This window comes from Kamptonema sp. PCC 6506, assembly GCF_000180455.1.
Lineage (GTDB): Bacteria > Cyanobacteriota > Cyanobacteriia > Cyanobacteriales > Microcoleaceae > Kamptonema > Kamptonema formosum.
Genome location: NZ_CACA01000311.1, coordinates 1 through 18,327, shown reverse-complemented (window position 1 = coordinate 18,327; position 18,327 = coordinate 1). Strand labels below are relative to the sequence as shown.

The 18,327-nt window shown below is 43.3% G+C and carries 20 protein-coding genes and 2 pseudogenes; 15 read left to right on the top strand and 7 right to left on the bottom strand.

Translation table 11 applies throughout. From position 1 onward, the window contains the following. Window positions 1-11: 11 nt before the first annotated feature. A pseudogene (locus OSCI_RS32490) lies at window positions 12-2,210 on the bottom strand (PAS domain S-box protein); the annotation flags it as partial. A gap of 11 nt (window positions 2,211-2,221) precedes the next feature. After that, window positions 2,222-3,214 (bottom strand): annotated as a pseudogene (locus tag OSCI_RS32485) (PAS domain-containing protein); the annotation flags it as partial. A 575-nt stretch (window positions 3,215-3,789) separates the two neighbouring features. Here OSCI_RS32485 and OSCI_RS19320 point away from each other — a divergent pair. The 5 genes from OSCI_RS19320 (at window position 3,790) to OSCI_RS32465 (ending at window position 5,320) form a co-directional block, all read left to right on the top strand. Then, window positions 3,790-4,119: a DUF6825 family protein gene (locus OSCI_RS19320; protein WP_007356788.1), complete on the top strand. Its 330-nt coding sequence runs from the start codon at window positions 3,790-3,792 to the stop codon at window positions 4,117-4,119. A gap of 114 nt (window positions 4,120-4,233) precedes the next feature. Beyond that, complete coding sequence (locus tag OSCI_RS32480; protein ID WP_007356787.1) at window positions 4,234-4,614, top strand: hypothetical protein; 381 nt, start codon at window positions 4,234-4,236, stop codon at window positions 4,612-4,614. Between the two features lie 46 nt (window positions 4,615-4,660). Next, entirely contained in the window at window positions 4,661-4,795 is a 135-nt protein-coding gene (locus OSCI_RS32475; protein WP_420705290.1) for an AarF/UbiB family protein, read from the top strand. Next, window positions 4,762-5,040, top strand: coding sequence for a hypothetical protein (locus OSCI_RS32470; RefSeq protein ID WP_052638549.1), 279 nt, complete (start codon window positions 4,762-4,764; stop codon window positions 5,038-5,040). The genes OSCI_RS32475 and OSCI_RS32470 overlap by 34 nt, the downstream gene beginning before the upstream one ends. Before the next feature lie 217 nt (window positions 5,041-5,257). After that, window positions 5,258-5,320 carry a hypothetical protein gene (locus tag OSCI_RS32465; RefSeq protein ID WP_234708778.1) on the top strand — a complete coding sequence of 21 codons (63 nt, stop codon included), beginning with the start codon at window positions 5,258-5,260 and terminating at the stop codon, window positions 5,318-5,320. Between the two features lie 475 nt (window positions 5,321-5,795). Here OSCI_RS32465 and OSCI_RS30200 read toward each other — a convergent pair whose 3' ends face one another. After that, the gene (locus OSCI_RS30200; protein ID WP_007356786.1) at window positions 5,796-5,936 is read right to left on the bottom strand and encodes a hypothetical protein; all 141 of its coding nucleotides are present in this window, start codon (window positions 5,934-5,936) and stop codon (window positions 5,796-5,798) included. A gap of 72 nt (window positions 5,937-6,008) precedes the next feature. On the opposite strand from OSCI_RS30200, the gene OSCI_RS30195 reads away from it, so the two are divergent. The 6 genes from OSCI_RS30195 to rbsK all read left to right on the top strand — a co-directional run bounded on the left by OSCI_RS30195 (window position 6,009) and on the right by rbsK (window position 11,614). Then, on the top strand, window positions 6,009-6,149 hold the full coding sequence (locus OSCI_RS30195) for a hypothetical protein (protein ID WP_007356785.1): 141 nt from the start codon (window positions 6,009-6,011) through the stop codon (window positions 6,147-6,149). A 585-nt stretch (window positions 6,150-6,734) separates the two neighbouring features. Further along, window positions 6,735-6,929: a hypothetical protein gene (locus OSCI_RS19310; RefSeq protein WP_007356784.1), complete on the top strand. Its 195-nt coding sequence runs from the start codon at window positions 6,735-6,737 to the stop codon at window positions 6,927-6,929. A 1,733-nt stretch (window positions 6,930-8,662) separates the two neighbouring features. Next, a complete protein-coding gene (locus OSCI_RS19305) occupies window positions 8,663-9,388 on the top strand; it encodes a sensor domain-containing diguanylate cyclase (RefSeq protein WP_234709963.1) in 726 nt (241 codons plus the stop codon). A 231-nt stretch (window positions 9,389-9,619) separates the two neighbouring features. Then, window positions 9,620-10,033 carry a hypothetical protein gene (locus OSCI_RS19300; RefSeq protein WP_007356781.1) on the top strand — a complete coding sequence of 138 codons (414 nt, stop codon included), beginning with the start codon at window positions 9,620-9,622 and terminating at the stop codon, window positions 10,031-10,033. A 59-nt stretch (window positions 10,034-10,092) separates the two neighbouring features. Beyond that, the gene (locus tag OSCI_RS19295) at window positions 10,093-10,674 is read left to right on the top strand and encodes a pseudouridine synthase (protein WP_007356780.1); all 582 of its coding nucleotides are present in this window, start codon (window positions 10,093-10,095) and stop codon (window positions 10,672-10,674) included. A gap of 10 nt (window positions 10,675-10,684) precedes the next feature. Beyond that, window positions 10,685-11,614, top strand: a complete 930-nt coding sequence (gene rbsK / locus OSCI_RS19290) for a ribokinase (RefSeq protein ID WP_007356779.1) — start codon at window positions 10,685-10,687, stop codon at window positions 11,612-11,614. Between the two features lie 74 nt (window positions 11,615-11,688). On the opposite strand, the gene OSCI_RS19285 is transcribed toward rbsK, so the two are convergent. Together OSCI_RS19285 and OSCI_RS19280 are read right to left on the bottom strand one after the other, a co-directional pair. Then, window positions 11,689-12,000 carry a HigA family addiction module antitoxin gene (locus OSCI_RS19285; protein ID WP_007356778.1) on the bottom strand — a complete coding sequence of 104 codons (312 nt, stop codon included), beginning with the start codon at window positions 11,998-12,000 and terminating at the stop codon, window positions 11,689-11,691. Between the two features lie 285 nt (window positions 12,001-12,285). Beyond that, on the bottom strand, window positions 12,286-12,969 hold the full coding sequence (locus OSCI_RS19280; RefSeq protein WP_007356777.1) for a ComF family protein: 684 nt from the start codon (window positions 12,967-12,969) through the stop codon (window positions 12,286-12,288). A gap of 219 nt (window positions 12,970-13,188) precedes the next feature. Here OSCI_RS19280 and OSCI_RS19275 point away from each other — a divergent pair, with 219 nt between their 5' ends. After that, complete coding sequence (locus tag OSCI_RS19275; protein WP_007356776.1) at window positions 13,189-15,594, top strand: putative PEP-binding protein; 2,406 nt, start codon at window positions 13,189-13,191, stop codon at window positions 15,592-15,594. A gap of 91 nt (window positions 15,595-15,685) precedes the next feature. On the opposite strand, the gene OSCI_RS19270 is transcribed toward OSCI_RS19275, so the two are convergent. Further along, the gene (locus OSCI_RS19270; RefSeq protein WP_007356775.1) at window positions 15,686-15,883 is read right to left on the bottom strand and encodes a hypothetical protein; all 198 of its coding nucleotides are present in this window, start codon (window positions 15,881-15,883) and stop codon (window positions 15,686-15,688) included. A 183-nt stretch (window positions 15,884-16,066) separates the two neighbouring features. On the opposite strand from OSCI_RS19270, the gene OSCI_RS19265 reads away from it, so the two are divergent. Both OSCI_RS19265 and OSCI_RS19260 read left to right on the top strand, forming a co-directional pair. Beyond that, window positions 16,067-16,510, top strand: a complete 444-nt coding sequence (locus tag OSCI_RS19265; RefSeq protein ID WP_007356774.1) for a hypothetical protein — start codon at window positions 16,067-16,069, stop codon at window positions 16,508-16,510. A gap of 97 nt (window positions 16,511-16,607) precedes the next feature. Continuing rightward, window positions 16,608-17,090: a hypothetical protein gene (locus OSCI_RS19260; RefSeq protein ID WP_007356773.1), complete on the top strand. Its 483-nt coding sequence runs from the start codon at window positions 16,608-16,610 to the stop codon at window positions 17,088-17,090. Window positions 17,091-17,203: 113 nt separating this feature from the next. On the opposite strand, the gene OSCI_RS19255 is transcribed toward OSCI_RS19260, so the two are convergent. Continuing rightward, on the bottom strand, window positions 17,204-17,746 hold the full coding sequence (locus OSCI_RS19255) for a hypothetical protein (protein WP_007356772.1): 543 nt from the start codon (window positions 17,744-17,746) through the stop codon (window positions 17,204-17,206). Window positions 17,747-18,125: 379 nt separating this feature from the next. Here OSCI_RS19255 and OSCI_RS19250 point away from each other — a divergent pair, with 379 nt between their 5' ends. Next, window positions 18,126-18,323, top strand: a complete 198-nt coding sequence (locus OSCI_RS19250) for a hypothetical protein (protein WP_007356771.1) — start codon at window positions 18,126-18,128, stop codon at window positions 18,321-18,323. Window positions 18,324-18,327 lie beyond the last annotated feature (4 nt).

Genomic DNA, 18,327 nt, shown 5'->3' with positions numbered 1-18,327 from the left:
CAGCAATATCAACATTCGATAGTCCCAACTCGATCGCGACCCTGTTCTTTGGCGGAGTACAGAGCCCTATCCGCAGCAGAAATCAGCCTCTCAGGAGAAATTTTAGGCCCTGGAACTACCGTCGTAGTTCCTAAACTGAGAGTAATGTACCGATCCGGTGCTAAACCTCTGTGAACAATCCGCATATCTTTGATAGTAGAACGGATAGTTTCGGCAATACTAAGGGCTGTAATAGCATCAGTATTAGGCAAAATTATTGCAAATTCTTCACCACCATAACGGGCAACTAAATCTGCTGAATGCTTCAGTACAGCGCGGATTGCAGCAGCAACCTGTTTGAGGCACCGATCTCCTGCTTGATGTCCGCAAGCATCGTTATAGAGCTTGAAAAAGTCGATGTCGCACAGAATTAAAGATAAAGGTTTTTGTTCATGGCTTAATCGCCACCACTCTTGATGCAAATACTCATCAAAGCGGCGGCGGTTTGCGATTTGAGTTAAACAGTCTACTGTTGCGAGTTGGTGAAGTTCGACATTCGCTTCTTTAAGCTGTTGGTAAAGTTGTGATTGCTGAATGCCTAGCGCTAGTTGCATTGCTAATTCCTGCAATAAATTAATCTCTAATTGTTCCCATTTACGCACCCCACTGCACTGGTGAGCTATTAGTAGTCCCCAGAGTAGAGAAGGATATTCTCCAGTCAGGATCGGCATGACTAACATTGCTCTGATCTCGAAGGTTTCTAGTAGCTCGATGTGGCTTTGTTCTAAACCAGATGTGTAGATATCTTCAATGGCGCAAATTTGCCGCAACTGAGGGGAATTGGAAAGTTGATTTTCTGTAATCCAGGGATGACCGATCGCCCAATCTAAGCTTGAACCCCAACCATCGGCTATAGATTCTGCAACTATCTGTCCGCTTTCACCTGTTTTGAACCGATGAATAATTACACGCTCAGTTTGCAAAAATTCCCTAACTTTATTAACTGTAGTATTTAAAATTTCTTCTAAGTTTAAAGACTCGCGAATATTTTGGGCGATCCCTCTTACTAACCGTTCTCTTTCAGCTTGTTGTTTGAGCGTGTTTTCTAGTTGTACTCGGTAGGTGATATCCCGGAAAATTGTCTGCACGACTTTGCCACTGCCACCCCATTCAACTACTCTAGAGTTAATATCTACCCAAACTGTTTGACCTTCTTTTTGAAGTACCAGAGTGTTGGGCAACCATGCTACCCCTTTTTTGATACTTTTCATAAATTCGGTCATTACTCTTTTTCTCTCTGGCAGGGGATGAATTTGACTGGCGTGCATTTTCACTAATTCTTCTTTTTATACCCTAATAATTCTTCTGCATTTTTATTGGCTTCTAAGATATTCCCTTGCATATCTGCTAGCATAATTGCGTCGCCAGCATCATTCATTAATGCCCGGTATTTTGCCTCGGATTCTTGAAGAGCTGCTTCGGCTTGTTTGCGATCGCTAATATCTTCAAAGGCAACAATTAAATACTGTGGTTTTCCAGTGCGATCGCGTACTGCGGATAAACTCATTTTTCCCCAGACAAGCATTCCATTTTTACTGAGACAACGCTTTTCTATTGAGTAATTGGAAATTTCGCCGCCCAAGAGGCATTGTTTATCAATAATATCAGTGGCGATATCGTCTGGATGAGTGATATCTTGAAAAGTTAAACTGAGCATTTCTATGTGAGTATAACCCACTATATCACAAAATTTTTGATTGATTCGGAAAAATTTATCATCTAGTGTCAAGGCACTCATACCGACAGCAGATTGCTCAAAAATAGCATGAAATCTGTCTTCACTCTCTTGAATAATTGCTTCTAGCAATTTGCGATCGGTGATATCTTCAACAATGCCAAAACCATAAAGAGTTTCTCCTTGTAGATCGCGAATTAATTTGACTACTACATTTACCCAAATAGCTTCTTTGTTTTTCTTGATAAAGCATTTCTCTAGTTGATAAAGTGGCAATTTTCTTAGCAAATCTTGCTCCTTCAAGAGCAGATTTTTTTCTTGTGATTCTGGCTGATTAATATCTGTAATATTCAGAGACAACATTTCAGATTCGGTATAACCTAGCATCTTACATACTATTGTATTGACACTGATAATGTGAGATTTACGATCGCAAATAATCATGCCAATAGGAGCATTTTCTAAAAAGTGGCGAAAAGGCTCTTCATTTGACCAAAGCGCCGACTCAATTTGCTGATTTTCGCTGATATCTCGATAGGCAGTTAAAAACATCTCTCTGTTTTTACAACGCACAAGTGACGTAGATATTAGTAGGTTTTTTCTGATTTTGTTCTTAGTAAGAATAGTAGTTTTAATTTCCGAGATTTTACCTTCTTCCCTAACTTCCTTAAGCCGCTGCCACGCTTCCCTATATTCTGCTTCTTCAGGATGCAGCAACCTGATAAAATCATTGCTACTATTAGCCTCAGCAGTAGTATAGCCTGTGATTTTTTCCATCATGGGATTAAAAATTTCAAAGCATCCTTCTGTATCGCTAAGGGTAATTCCTTCTCCGATTGTTTCCAGAATCGCTTGCAATTGCTGAGTCTTTTCTTGTAGGTTTTCCTCTATTTGTTTTCGTTCTGTAATATCCTTAGCAATTACAGCTAAAACGCTATAAATATTTCGCAGTTCTTCTTTGATCTGCTTGAGTTCATAAGACTTCCTTTCTATATCTTCCGAGAGGTGCTTTAACTCTATTCTACGCTCTGTTAATCCCTGTTCTGAAATGTGGCGACCCACAGACTGGAATTCGACCGAGCGCATCAGCGGATCGAAAATTGCTTGAATAGTCCACTGCTGACAATTAACTTCTCCATTATCACCATTGCTAGTGCATTCATAAGTTTTGACAGGATTACTGGGAGTTAGGGAGAGGAATTGCTGTTTTACTTCTTCCCTTTCTACCTCGGGAATTAACAGTAAAAAATTTGTACCGATTAATTCCCGGCGCGTTTTGCCAAAATAACGGCAGTAAGCTCTATTCACAAATGTGAGAGTACCATCGATTAAAAACCGAGAAACTAGCTCTGTTTGCAGTTCTACGACATTTTGGTAGATATCGCTAGCTAGCAGCGGTTTTCGCTGAGTCTGTGGCTCTTGTAGCTGCGATCGCTGCGCGAGATAAAAATTCCCATCTGCTATATCGTTAAGTTGACTAAATTGGTGATTAGAAACCATATACTATTCCACTTGTGCTGATTGAAAAGAGTTCTATTTGCTATTGTCTTGAGAACCGCAAGTATAAAATAATACGTTAACCACTTACAGTATGTATTTCTATCAATTGAATTGACGAAAAATATAGATTATTAAATTATGGATCGCTAGATGTGAAGTTCTTGTGAAGACTTAAGATTGCCCCAGCTAGGATCGGCAGCAAAAATCAATTTAGGATAAAATGACTATATCACCTTTTGAAGAGGGCGATCGCACCTCGATTTTTTGGCGATAGAACTCAATCCCAGTTAATTGCAATACAAAATTCAAACGAGGAAAAAAAATTAACATAATTAACGGATAGGGCAGCCTACCATCACAATTAGGGATGATTAAATCTGGAAAAGGTAACGCCGCGATCTAAGCCATTCCCATCCAAGCGATTTCAGCAATAGTTTCAACAATTTAAGAACATTAAACATCACCTTGGTAGTTGCTCGCACCCTCCCACCCTCCCACCCCCGCTTTTTCAGAATCAGGCAGGAATAGAGGCAAGCAAGTTATAATTCTTTGCGGACGAGCGCAGAAATAAATCCATGAGTAAACCCCCAGTTCATGCCTTTTTTGTCGGCAGAGCAGTTGCCGAAGCACTCTACGAGCAGCTTGAGAGTGTACTAACCAGCGCTCTCTCCGAACTTGGTAAATTTGATGCCGAGCAGCGGGAGCGCTTGCGGCAGTTCTATGAATCAGTCGAGGAACGAGCCAACAGAGAAGCCCAAGCAGCGATACAAGCACGGGAGACGACTGCAATCGTGCAGATAGACTCTCAACCTGCATCCGACCTACAAGCGACTATTGACGAGCTGCGAGCAGAAGTTGCCCTAGTTAGGTCTGAACTGCAACGCTACCGTAGCCGTTTGCAGTAAAAGCGCTGCTCTCAAAATCTATCTATAAAGCGGGGGTAAAAACAGCGCAGCGCCAAACGCCCCTACTTAGATCATCGCGGCTAATAAACTGAAATAACCTATTTGGGAACCCCAGTGTCTGCTCTCCTTGATGATTCCGTTAACCGTAAGCGAAATACAAAGCTTACTGGCAGTTCCTTACAGCCAAAATTTGTCGGCAAATCTTATGGGCAAAAATCCTACCGCTGGAATCGGGAGCATTACTCCCGTCATCGGCGCTTTATCGACATTTGGACTTTTGTTTTAACATGGCTGGCTTGGCTGTGGCTAGACAGTAAAGATTGGAGCTACCGGGGAGGTGTTACTGAAGAAAAGAAGAATGCCAGACGCAGAATACAGGCCGCCTGGGTGCGAGAAACACTTTTGGATCTGGGGCCTACCTTCATTAAAGTAGGGCAGCTATTCTCAACACGAGCGGATTTGTTTCCTGGGGAGTACGTAGAACGAGCTTTCTAAATCTGCAAGATAGAGTAGCCTTGCTTTTAGTTACGAGCAGGTAGAAATCCTATATGTCGAGCAGGATTTAGGCAAGCCAATTCAGGAACTCTACCAGAACTTTGACCCTATACCTTTGGCAGCAGCCAGCTTGGGTCAAGTACACAAATGCTCAAATCCATTCGACGGTGCAACGAAGTAGTTGTCAAGGTGCAGCGGCCGGGGTTGCGGAAACTGTTTGAGATTGACTTGCTGAAACTTGGGGGTTTTCTCCAGCGTACTTTCAAAACCATCCCAAATGGGGTGTCGCGTTTGCCGGGATTGGCATGGGAATTTATGAGGAGTGTTGTCGGATTCTGTGGCAGGAGTTCAAACAAGCTTTCCAACAAACGTCGAAATGCTGAGAGTGTATCTTTGCTACTGTTCGAACAGGCAAATGGCGACTAGTTTGGAAAGTTTACTGGCGGTATGCTGACTCCACGCGTGCGGACTTTGGCATATTTAACTTTCGAGATGTTACCATCTACCAACGTTCTCAAGCTAGTTTAAACTGCAGAAGTAAGTCGGGCCGCGATTTCTCAAATGGGATCTAACGAACGTCTGCAAAACTCTGATAGTGTCAAGGAAATAGGGCTTTTTCCACGCTGACCCCCACCCCGGGAATATCGATGCTAGCCCTCGAAGGAGGGCTAAAGTAATTAGCGATTTCGGCATGATGGGGAAGTGAGAGTTCGAGGCCAACAAGATCTCTGCGAAGGACTGATGGAAACTTACTGCTAACGAGCAATAGCTTCCAAATGCATGGAATCAGCGCATCGGGGTATCCCCTATGGTGAACTTGGGATGCTCTGGCAAGTACAGTGGAAACGGGTAAACTGCGACGATCGTTGAAGATTATGTTGCTCAACCCAACGCTGTAAAAGCCCTTTGAGGCCCAGTCCAGTTACCAAAATTACTGGGGATATTCTCCGAGATTGCCTGCTACTAACCTGGTCCCAATTATCGGGGTTTTAACTTTTGTGATGCGGGCAATTTGCAACAACTGCAAGATGCGCCTCAGGTAGAGGTGCTAGATCGCTAAGTGTCATATTTTATGGAGGTGGCACAGCGAAAGGGCATGGAGTCTCAAGAACGACTACGACAAATTAATGAGGCAATTAGCAGCGTTCTTCGCTGAGATTGAACGTCAGAGCTGTTCAGCATCAATGTTCCAGTGAATTACGAACTGCCTCGCTGAATAGCATTTTACGGATTTTCTGACTTGGAGCTAGGGCAGATTTCTGCGTCCGATGTCCGATCGCCAAGTCAATCATGTCGGTCTGCTTGACGACAGCAGTCAGCATCTGTTGCAGATGGGAACTAACTACGCATATTCTTGACCTCTCTAAAATTGTAGCAGGCGAAGCAGATCTTGTTTGTCTACAGATCGGGTATGGTTAGCAGTGGCGGTGTGTACTGACTGTCCTAAAAAGTGGATTCATCCTCGCGCTGATAAAAAGCGAATTGACCGCATGGATCGAATGTCGATAAGGGAAATTTTAGATTTGGGATTTTAGCCCTCAACGACGGGTGCGGGAGATATTGTATTAGTTGAGTTTCAGCTCAGCGATACAAATTTACCCCGGAGGCGGGTCAAGTCTAAACTGAGCGGACGCTTATGCGATACTGCAGCAAGAGTGAAGACTTTTGACGAAGGTGATATGCTACAACTGTTTGTGCGAGTACGCCTTACTTATGTGTAGAGCCTTAAAGACTCCAACTCAACGGGATCTGTATCAGAGCGTTGGCATCTACTATTTCTAGATTAACGAGTCATGCTAGAGATGCTTCCTTAACGCGTCGCCATGAGGAGCCACGGGTTTGGGTCTGGCGCTGACAAAGCGGCTGGCGGAACTGCCCGACACGACCTTTGAGAATTAGGCTATTTTTGGATGTAGTGCACTAAAAAGTTTAGCTGCCTCGACATAGATGCGATCGGAGCTTTCTACGCCTAGTTCGGATATGTCAAAATCTACAATTAAGTTAGGCAGTTCCTAAATCCGAATCTATTGGTAACAATTACCTTTGCAAGTTTGATGACTTCAACCGCCAATCAACCAAACGCTCATTTCTGAATTGTTAGACAGTTGGAGGGGTACAAAGTGGAGTTGATCGGCGACGGTAAGCACGATCGACACGCAGGGGCGATCGCGTCATCTCTGGCGGATGGTATGGGAGGACACGCAGGCGGCCAAGAGGCTAGCCGGATTGCTATTCAACTGCCAGACATTGATGGGTTTGAGTTGACTGCACCAACTCGCAGGAGTCTTCAGAGTTACTGCGAAAAATGCCGGTGATTGCGGCTGATCTGGCAATTGTGCAAGATGCACGGGAGATCGCAGAACGCTCCGTTATGGAACTACTGCGGTAGCGGCTAATTTTTCGCCAAGTAGGAGCACTTTGGATCTCTAATTCTGCGATCGCAACTCTTCAGCCTCTAATCGATTCCGGGGAGCGGAAGAGCAGAAAGTAGGGGAGATCAGACTTGGGGCTAGGGGCTAGGGGAAGAAAAGAACAGGCTCAGCGGGCTTCAGATCAATGCTCGAGAGTCATCCCATGGCTTGGCACGTTTTATAATTGCTAATTGTAATTGCTAGATTCATAAGGGTGTAGATTACTTGCTTGATAACTACTATATAAGTTGGGAAGCACTAGGTAGAATCGCTTACTGCTAGTGTAGTGTCAATGGTTTAACTGAGGAACTGTCTGACTCTTTGATCGCTTCCCTACTCTGAACATCGATTCGTGCTGTTAAAAGGCAGCGACAGCTCTGGATGAATGCTGCTAAGGATAAGGGAGGGCGTGATAATATTACGGTGGTAGAGTTGCTAGCAATTGATATGGTAAAATAACTAGATTGGCAGCCTGTGGTCGCTGAAGCGGTCTAACTGTTAAGCTTTTAATCCAGACCTGACTTAATATTATCAATATGTGACTCATCTTCCAAATAGACAAATTTATGTCCGTTTACGTCTACGGCAAGATGATAGTTTAAAAACAATACCGTAATATTTATAACTGCCCTTGATAGATGATAGCTCGCGGGTTAGAAAGGATTAGAAATGATGGCAGATGATTATTTCAACTAAGCCATTTACAACTAGCCACTAACAATTAGCAACAGTAGAAAATGTTTTGCAGTTGAGCCAAATGCGACTCGCAAGCGCCAACCTCGCAAGTGCGGCAACAGGAAACCAGGAACAAACGATAGCGGTCTAAGTAGTGGCAGCTTCGGTAGATAGCGAATGATCTCTCAGTTAAGTGTCGACTATTTCTGGCTCGGAAAGCGATTCTAAAGGTGGAACTTCTGGGTTCTGCTATTTATCCCTTTCCTGCAGATTTGCGAACGCAAATTACGGCAGTATGCGGTGGAAGTGTCCTAAGTATGGCAGATATTGGGGGATTTACATGACGCGATCGCCATAGAATTTTCTAAAGCAGCATTCGACAATTCTGAATGGCTAATATGGATTTTTTACCTAGATTGGTGCTTGCATCGCCTCCCACCGGGGTTTTATTGATCGCCAAATGATCTTGGTGATCGCGATTATGGCTGAAAGAGATAAACCAGCAGGGGGACGTTCGGAGAGAAATTGCCGCTGAAAATCAGACACTTACAGACCTTACAGGAATTTAATGTTAATCGCCATCAGCTAGGACGCGGAGCGCTCCTGTCAAAATCGGTATCGGCATTAACACTGGTATTGGCATCCGATTGGCACTTTAGGCGTATGACGGTCAAGAATGGATTCTACTGTCCATTGGCGATGCCGTGTTTACTCAGCTATCTCGCTTACAACCGCTGCATTCAAATTTATCTTGTCCCATCATTGGTAAGTGTAACTTATTTCGCCCTTGCTAGAAGAGCGGGGGAGCTCTTGGGAGCGAGGGGAGCAGGGGAGCAGGGGGAGAAAGGGGAGTAGGGGAGCAGGGGAGCAGGGGAGCAGGGGAGCAGGGGAGTAGCACTGACTCTTATAACTCAACGCAGCTAAGCGTTGCGAGTGTAACTAAGCCATCTCCAAACTCAAAAATTCCTAATTATCAACCTTGGGGGCTGTTAGTTGCCCACCATTGTAAGGGATCGCGCCACTGGCAACCGCAGGAGATGGATTTGCTCAAGCAGTTGGCGGCGCAGTTAGCGATCGCCATCAGCCAAGCTGAACTTTATCAAAGATTACAGGATGCCAATCAAGAACTCAAGCGGATCGCTACTTTGGATGGTTTAACCCTAATTCCTAACCGTCGCTGCTTTGATGAATATTTGGAGTGCGAATGGGCCCGCTCTGTGCGCGATCGCACCCCACTATCATTAATTCTGTGTGATGTTGACTTTTTCAAACTCTACAATGACACCTACGGACACCAAGCAGGCGATGCTTGTTTGAAAAAGGTTGCTGCTGCTCTCAATCGTTCTGTGGAGCGATGTTTGGGTAACAGTGAAGAGTGGGAAACTGGAGAAGTGCCGGAGGATGAAAACCTATTTTTGGCGGCGCGTTATGGTGGAGAAGAATTTGCGGTGATTTTGCCTAATAGGGATGCTGCTTCTGCTTTACGTGCGGCTAAAGCTATTCGTTCGGAAATGGAATCTCTTAAGCTACCTCACGCTAAGTCAGGCGTTAGCAAGTACGTTACTTTGAGTATGGGCATAGCCACTACTGTTGCAGATAGCGAGGTACTCGTCAAGTTGATATTGGCGGCAGATCAGGCACTTTATCGAGCTAAAGAACAGGGTCGCGATCGCATTGTTTTATCTTAATCGGACTTATACCAATTCTCTAAAGTTAGGCAACGGTAGAGGCAGGAGGTTGGTTGTATGAAGTTCACTCAACAATGCTGATTGTATCAATAATTTAGATAATTGGTATTAGATTGTGTCCGATTAAATACAGATAATATCAAATCTCCTTTGAAATGTATACATCAACAGAAAAAAGGGGGAAATCAGTCTCAATAAGCTAAACGGTAATTAGTAAGGATTTGAAAAAATATGAAAGATAATATCTTAATTTGGCACTGGCAGCCTCTTGTTTCAATAGGATATATTCATTTTGGAGAAGCAGCTACTCCCATCGTAACTAAATACAATTTACAAAAATTGGAACCTGACTGTAAATCAGGCGATTGGGATACTTACGAATTTCCTGAGTGTGAAACAAGAATTTATGTTGAAAATTGTTATATTGTTGGTGTTGGTTGCTATGACAATCTGTTTTACCAAGGTCAGAATCTATTTGGACTATCGCTAGATGATATTCGCCAAATCTTAGGTCAAGAAGATGAAATTGGTGAAATGATAGGAACACAGATTCCCATTGAGTATTTCCGTTTGGGTGTACAACTATGGATGAAAGATGATGCGATTGTTGGCGCTATCTGTAATGGACTGATTGAAGATGAGTAGGAAGGTGTAAAAGCTTATTTTAAATCGAGTATAATCAAAATCTAAAATATAAAATCACGATGGCTTACCGCTATATTCTCTTTTATAAACCTTACGATGTTTTAACCCAATTCACAGACGCGGAAAGTGAGAACAAACGTAGCACCCTTAAAGACTATATACCCATTTCTTTTATATATCCTGTCGGACGGCTAGACAGAGATAGCGAAGGGCTGTTACTGTTAACAGATGATGGGCAAATGCAGCATCGACTAAGCGATCCGAAATTTGCTCACCCGCGCACTTATTGGGTACAAGTAGAAAAAATTCCTAGCGAAGATGCGATCGCGCATCTGCGATCGGGTATAACTATTCAAAATTATCGCACTCGACCGACAAAAGTGCAACTCTTATCGACAGAACCGCTATTACCGCCACGCAATCCGCCGATCAGGTTTCGCAAAAATATACCCACCGCATGGTTAGAAATGACCCTTACAGAGGGGAAAAATCGTCAGGTAAGGCGAATGACAGCAGCGGTTGGTTTCCCTACTTTGCGGCTAGTAAGAGTTGCGATCGCGCACCTACGCTTAGATGGTTTAGAACCTGGTCAATGGCGCGAACTTAACCCTGAAGAACTCAAACTTTTACACCGTATCTAGATCTAAATCTATGAGCATTATAGTCTTTGGTAGCATCAACATCGACCTAATCGCCAAAACCCCTCGTTTACCCCTTCCCGGCGAAACCCTACTCGGTCATAATTTCTTCACCGCAGGCGGCGGTAAAGGTGCAAATCAAGCCGTAGCGACCTCCCAGTTGGGAATAACAACTCACCTAATCGGGAGGGTTGGGGGCGATCATTTTGGTCAAGAACTATTGACTAATTTACAATTTTATGGATTGAATACAGACAAAATATTAATTGATAAAAGCACTCATTCAGGTATTGCTATTATTGCCGTAGAAGATAGCGGTCAAAATAACATTATCGTCGTTCCCGGTGCCAACAACTGCATCAATGACACTGATTTAGAACGGCTAAAAGAAATATTGCCAACTGCAACAGCTTTGTTATTACAGTTAGAAATTCCGCTGCAAGTTGTCCAAGCAGCAGCAAAACTTGCCCGCGAAGCTAGTGTAAAAGTTATTCTAGATCCTGCACCTTTTCGCTCAGATATTCCTACAGATTTTTATCCATTAATTGACATTATTACTCCTAATGAAATTGAAGCTAGTCAACTGGTAGGATTTCCTGTTAACAACCCGGAAACTGCTACTCAAGCCGCCGATCAATTGCGTCATTTAGGTGTTAATAATGCGATTATTAAATTAGGCTCTAAAGGTGTTGTTTGCGCTACTGCTGATGAAACCTTTTTTATCCCTGCTTTTACCGTCGAAGCTGTTGATACCGTAGCTGCTGGCGATGCTTTTAATGGTGGACTTGCAGCAGCATTAGATACTGGTTTGTCTTTGCGGGAGGCGGTGGTTTGGGGTGCGGCGGCGGGGGCTCTGTGTGCGACTAAAAATGGTGCTCAGTCTGCAATGTGCGATCGCGCTACTTTTGATGCGGCGTTGGCAACGAATTGTGTAACGGATTAATGGATAGTCGATCGCACATTAACGACCGTAAAAGCTAAAGAATAAAGTTATTTTCCGTTCTCCTCAATCACCTGTTACACTAAGGTTGGCACTTCATCGTATTCTTTTTTGTGCATTTGCAATGCGTCCCAGATATCTACCTTCTGTTGAAGATTCAGCCAGAGGCGAGACCCATTTCCAAAAGCTTTACCAATGCGTATTGCTATATCAACGGTGATTGGTTTTCGACCCTCTAGAATCTCGTTAACAGTTAGATCGGATACTCCTAAAATCTCTGCAAACTTTGTCTGAGTCATTCCTAAATCATCAAGAATATCTGAGATTACCTCGCCAGGATGTACTGGTCTTACTGTCCTATCATCTGTAATGTCTTCTAAGTTTATCATAACAAAATATATCTCCTAGATAAAGTTTTCTAATTTTTAATCTCTTCTTTAAGGTTTGGGAATCTCAGATCCCTAAGTTTCACGAAGAATTGGGCCGATTATTCAATTTACGTTTCTCAATGGTAATCCTCAAGATCCAGATCGTATACTTCACTATCTTCAAACCTAAAAGTGAGCCGCCAATTTCCCGATACTTTTTGTAAGTGTCAACTTTTACAAGGTCTTGTTGGCTGAGGAAGTAGCCCAATTCCCAAACGATCGAGTCAATACTTTAATTTTCAATTTTCAATTTTTCCTAGTAGTTGCGATCGCCACCACTCCATAAACCTTAATCCCCTCCCGTTTCAAAGCCTCAGTTGCAGATTTCACCGTAGTGCCGCTAGTATAAATATCATCCACCAACAGTACACCCCCAGGGGGATGCCGACGGCGAAAACCTTTACCTAAAATTAACGCTTCTTTCATCTCATCTTGTCGCTGTTTTCGTGAAAGATCGAATAGCGGTTTAGTATCCTTGACTCGTTCCAAACCTTGTCGCTGCAAAGGTAAACCCGTCAATTCACAAAAATTCTCTGCTAAAATTTCAGCCTGATTAAAACCCCGCTTTTTTAACTTTGTCGCGTGCAAAGGAATGGGTACAACTGTCAATTTGTCAATAGCTAATTCGGGATAATTTAACCAAGCTTGAGCCAGCCAGTGACCCAAAGGTTTACCTATTTCTGGTTTGTTATCATATTTAAAAGCTGCGATCGCGCGTTTCAACGCTCCTCTATACTCTCCCCAGACAAAAATCGGCATTTCTCCTTGCCAAAGTTGACTGTTGTTAGTAAATTGGCACTGCCAAATTTGTTTCTGGCAATATTGACAAAACGACTCTCCCCGTGCAGTCCGCTGACAAAGAGAACAGCTAGACTTAAGAAATAAACTCCAGAACGGTTTAAAGTAAGAAGTCCACCAGCGTTTTTCCATTGTCAGATTTTAACTCAAACAGGACTCACAGAGATACCCCCTATACTCCCCTTAAAAAGGGGGGATCGGAAAGCACCCTTAAAAAAGCGGTTGCGGGAATCAACAGCCTAAGTTCGATCGCAAGGCGCTGTCCTTGAATAGCTTTAAGGCTCAACATTTACTCGCGACCACCACAAAATTTAATAAAATCTTAATAAAGTTGCTCGAGAGGCTAAGAGTGTGCAAAACCTCTACTGGCTCAACCAGATTCAATCCTCTGACCGAGATACGGTTGGAGACAAAGCGTTTTACTTAAGCGACCTAATGCAGCGTGGCTACCCCGTTGCAATGGGTTTTGTAGTCACGCCTCAAACGTTTTGGGATTTCCTTTCAGAAATTGAGTGGTTAGAACCCCTATTTGCTGACCTCCCTAACTCCTCTCTATATTTCAATGCTGACAATCCCCAGCAACTACAAGCGATCGCCCAGCGTATTCGTCACCAAATTATCAGCGCCAAACTGCCAGAAGCCTTAGCCTCTACTCTTGAGTCAGCAGTGCAACAATTAGATGCCAAAGCCCTGATTTTTCGGCCTTCCCTGACTAACACCAGCATTAAAACTTCTGGTTTGTTGGAATCTCAAGTAGTATGGACTGATGCCGAAGCTATTGCTAGTGGGATCAAAGGAGCTTGGGCAGAACTTTTTAGAGCCAAAAGTCTATTTTACTGGCAGCGTTGCGGTCAAAGTTTGCATAAACTAGCACCCGTAATTCTAGTACAGCCGCTACGGAATGCGATCGCCTCTGGTTCGATCGCCGCCGACGGGGGCGCAGTTTGGGAAATCCAAGCCAGTTGGGGTTTGGGGATGTCTTTAATTTGGGGAGAGGCTATTCCTGACTGCTACCAAGTGCAGCCAGAAACTAGAAACATCCAAAGCCAGCAGTTAGGTCATAAAAACATCGCTTATAACTTAGCCCACGATCGCGGGGAGGGAGGAACGCAGCAAAATTCTCATTTCATCCTCCGCCGCGATCGCGAAGCCTCTGCAACAGGGGCCTCCTTCGTTATTTCTGGTGCCGCCAGTCCTTTGCAAGCTCGCGCCCTCAGCGAAGTCGAGCAAAATCAATACGCTCTAGATCAACCTTACCTGCAAGGGCTGATGGATATGGCAGAAAAGGTAAAAGCAGACCTTGGTTGCTCCCTAGTTATGGAGTGGACTTTGTGCCAATTAGCCTCAAATTCAGAGCCGCAGTTGTATGTGACCCAAGTTTCTCTCTTAAATGGGCAACACAGAAAAGGCGATCGCGAGGATGAAAAACTCTCTCTCTCTTCCCCTATTTGCTTCCGGGGACTACCAGCAGCGGCCGGAACTGCGATCGCTACCGCCCAAGTGATTACCAATCCTAACTCTAGATTATCCAATTTTTTAGCAGGAGGAATTTTAGTAGCCTCTGAAATTAGCCCAGAGTGGCTACCTTGGCTAAAACTTGCTGCTGGGGTAATTTCAGAACGAGGAGGGATGACGGGACATGGCGCAATTCTAGCCAGAGAACTTGGCATTCCGGCAGTTGTCGGAGTTGCCGATGCTACTCATGCGATTAAAACTGGCGATTCACTGTTAATAGATGGCAATAAAGGAGAAGTTTACTTGATGAGCGAAACTAATATTAATAATAGCACATCCGGCAAGGCATACATTGCCGAAGAAAAATACGCACAACTGTCAAACGCAACAGCTCAATCTCTGAGTATTGACGGGATAACGGATTTTTCTTCAACCCTAAATTACCCATTGCCAATAGCTACTAAGCTTTACGTTAATGTCAGCCAGATCGGTTCCATTGCGCGGATTAAAAATCTGCCTGTGGATGGCATCGGGTTGTTACGATCGGAATTGATGGCGCTGGAAGCTTTGGATTATCAACATCCCAGGCTTTGGCTTCACAGCGATCGCCAAGCAGAATTTGTGGAGCGGATGGCGGATCAGCTAGCTCTATTTGCGGCTGCTTTAGCTCCGCGCCCTGTGTTTTATCGCTCTTTAGATTTGCGGGAATCGGGGGTGGAAGGCAGTTTTAGTTATGTATTAGATCCAGAACTATTTGATTTAGAATTGACAGTTATTGAAAGAGTATATCAGTTGGGATATAGCAATGTTAACTTAATTTTGCCTTTTGTGCGCTCTGTTGAAGATTTTTCTTTCTGCCGAAATCGGTTAGAAACACTTTGGGGACGGTTGCATCCAGATTTTCAACTGTGGATTATGGCTGAGGTGCCATCAGTTTTGTTTTTGTTACCCGATTATGTGAAAGCTGGAGTTCAGGGAATTGCGATCGGTACTAACGATTTGACTCAACTTTTGTTAGGTATTGACCGCGATTCGGAACAGATGGCTAGTGTTTTTAATTCACGTCATCCTGCTGCAATTAGAGCGATTCAACAGTTAATTGAAATGGCGAATACCGCCGGAATTCCTTGCTCTATCTGTGGGGATGCTCCGGCTTTGTATCCTGAGATGATTGATTCGCTAGTAAGGTGGGGGATTACATCTATTTCTGTGAACGTGGAGGCGGTGGAACGCACTGGTATTGCGATCGCACGCGCTGAGCAACGCTTGATTTTACAAGCAGCCCGCCAAAGGTTGAGATAAGCGATCGCTCAATAGTGGTCAATCCTAAAAGTGGCATACTAACCTTTGAATTAATAAATCTTGGTGATAAAATACGATTTCTAAAAATTACCTAACTCTGTCCTTCGGTCAGTGCGATCGCTGCCCAGAGAGCGGTCGTACTGTAAGCGTAAGTTCTGATTTCAATACCTATGGAAGATGCTTTATAAAGCTGCTTTCTGTTAGAATGAGCTGTATCTCCCTTAAGGAGGGGAATGGTGACAAATGAAGTAATGCCTAATATTAAATTGGTATTTTGCTGTATAAGCATTCTTCCCGATTTCCTAGATAACTAAAGCCTTCTTCCTTCTATTTAATTCGGGTTGATTACCATTACTCATTGGCATCACTTGCAAAAAACTGGATTCCAATCTGTTTGTACGGTAATGATAACTATTAACTAGACTTGGGATCTGTCTTGTTAATGTTACTAACACACTACGAGGAAAAAGCTATGAAATTGAGAATTTTGACAGCAGGTATTATCAGCGCGATCGCATTAATTCAACCTAGTGCAGTGTTGTCTCAACCTTCCCCTGACGGCGGGCCAAGGCCGGGGTTTTGGCAACCGGAAGCACAAGTTGACCTCGTTCGCGATATCACGCTCATTTTGACAAATGAGACGGGATTAAATTTGGAATATGGCGATTCCGAAAAAGGTTTATCGTCTTTACCTCCGGGAGGTACAGCAAATATCATTATTCGTAAGGGAAACAGCACTGGCGATATTGCTAATATTCCCATTAATGTGATGGAGGGGACGACTCCTTTGAGGTATGAATATAACGTCGATCCTAAGACAAATGTCGTAACAGTTAGGATCGGAACTTCCAGTGGTGCAGCACCTTTAGATCGCTCTGTTTATATTGATGAAAAAGGGCGTGTCTATTCTTTCTAACCTGAAAATTTTGGCTGCTTTTCCGGGTTGATGGTACAGCAATTGATAAGTGAAGTAAAATCCGGCTCGATACTCTTCGATCTAGTTTAACAGGAGCGTGCGGCCGGATGCCACCACTTTTGCCAATGCGATCGCCATGAAACACAGAATTTTGACAGCAGCAGCACTATTAGCTACCTTCAGCATAGGAATACCAGCCGCAGTTTTTTCGCAACCAGCCTCAGATAACCGATATCAACCAGGATTTTGGCAACCAGAAGGGAAAGTTAACCCCAATCGCGAGATTAAAGTTCAGCTTTTGAATCAGACTGGTTATACTTTGGAATATGGCAAAGTTGAAGGCTATCCGAGTTTAATAGCTCCGGGAGAAACGAAAGATGTTTATATTGGAATTAGCAGCCGTAAAGGTGATATTGCTAATATTCCGATTAATGCTCCCCAGGGGACTGTACCGCTGAGATATGAGTATCGAGTTATTAATAATGTGGTGACAGTTCGGATTGTGCCAACGAGTGCGACCGATGTCAATCAAGGGCGGGCAGTTTATATTGATGAAACGGGAAGAGTTTACACTTTTTAATTAGGAATTGGGGCGGGTAATTCTCGCCTTTTTTAATTTTACATTTTTAATTTTTAATTCTTTAGGCGATCGCTACTAGAATTTGTTTGTACAATACTACCTATGCTTTTAGTTCATAACTCATTAAGTACATACACAACTCGCTGATTTGATGATTCTTCAAATAGTGCCAAACCTGGCGCTGTAAATTGGCACTCAGTTGGAATACTTGAATCTATCGACGGTGGCTCTTCTTTCCCAAACAACTGTGAAAAAAACTGAATAAAAGAATCTAACCATGAGCTATTAGTTTGCTTCTGAATTAAGCCACTCATCATCTCCCCAAAGCGAATTGGGGACTGCTGACTGTACGCCGTCTGAAGAGATGTTAAAGCTTCTTGATGGCTTTTGAGAGCGGCGTTCTCACGACCAGGATCTAACTTTTGCTGTACTTGGAGATAATCAGGCTGGTAATTTAACTCTATCAACAATTTTGTACATTGCCGATTAAATGCCCTATCTTCAAGAGCTTTCAAAACTACTGTTGCACGACTTGAAGATTTTAGCTGTATTTTCTCAATGCTAACTTTCCAGCTACTACCGCCTGCAATGCTTGGTGTCTGGATGGCTGTAATTAACAAGAGTGAGAGCCCACAAGTCCTGATTGTTGTTCTCATGCTATTGATATACTATCTCAAAGTATAACATCACTTAGTAACTCTACTTATAACTTATACTTCTACCACAGTTGCGGGATTAAATCAATAAATCGAGTCAATTATTGCAAAAGTCTACCAACCTCATTAGTCCGCGTAGGCGGACTTTGTTTGTATAGCCGCGATTTCAATCGCCAGGATATTTGACCACAACCTGAAATAAAGCATAATTTTTCAAATTTACCCCGATAAATATATGAATACCTCGCAAGCTTAGACCTCAAGCAAGTCTAAACAAACGAGAAATTTCACAATCCTTAACTTTCAATTTTCAGAAGCAAAGTTGGCCAACTCGCTTCGACCTCGTGCATTCAAAAATTAATCAGAGGTAGAAACGAACATGAAAAATACATCTACTTTTGTAGCCTTTTTGGGACTATTAATCTTAGGATTTGACTCAAATTTAGGACTTTCGCTAGCAGCATTTAATCATACCAATGGGCAGAAAAATCAAACAGAAAAAATGATCGTAAACACTAATGTTGTGCCAGAATGCAAGCACAATGATGGCAAATATCCCTGTACTAATTATAGCTAGGGGC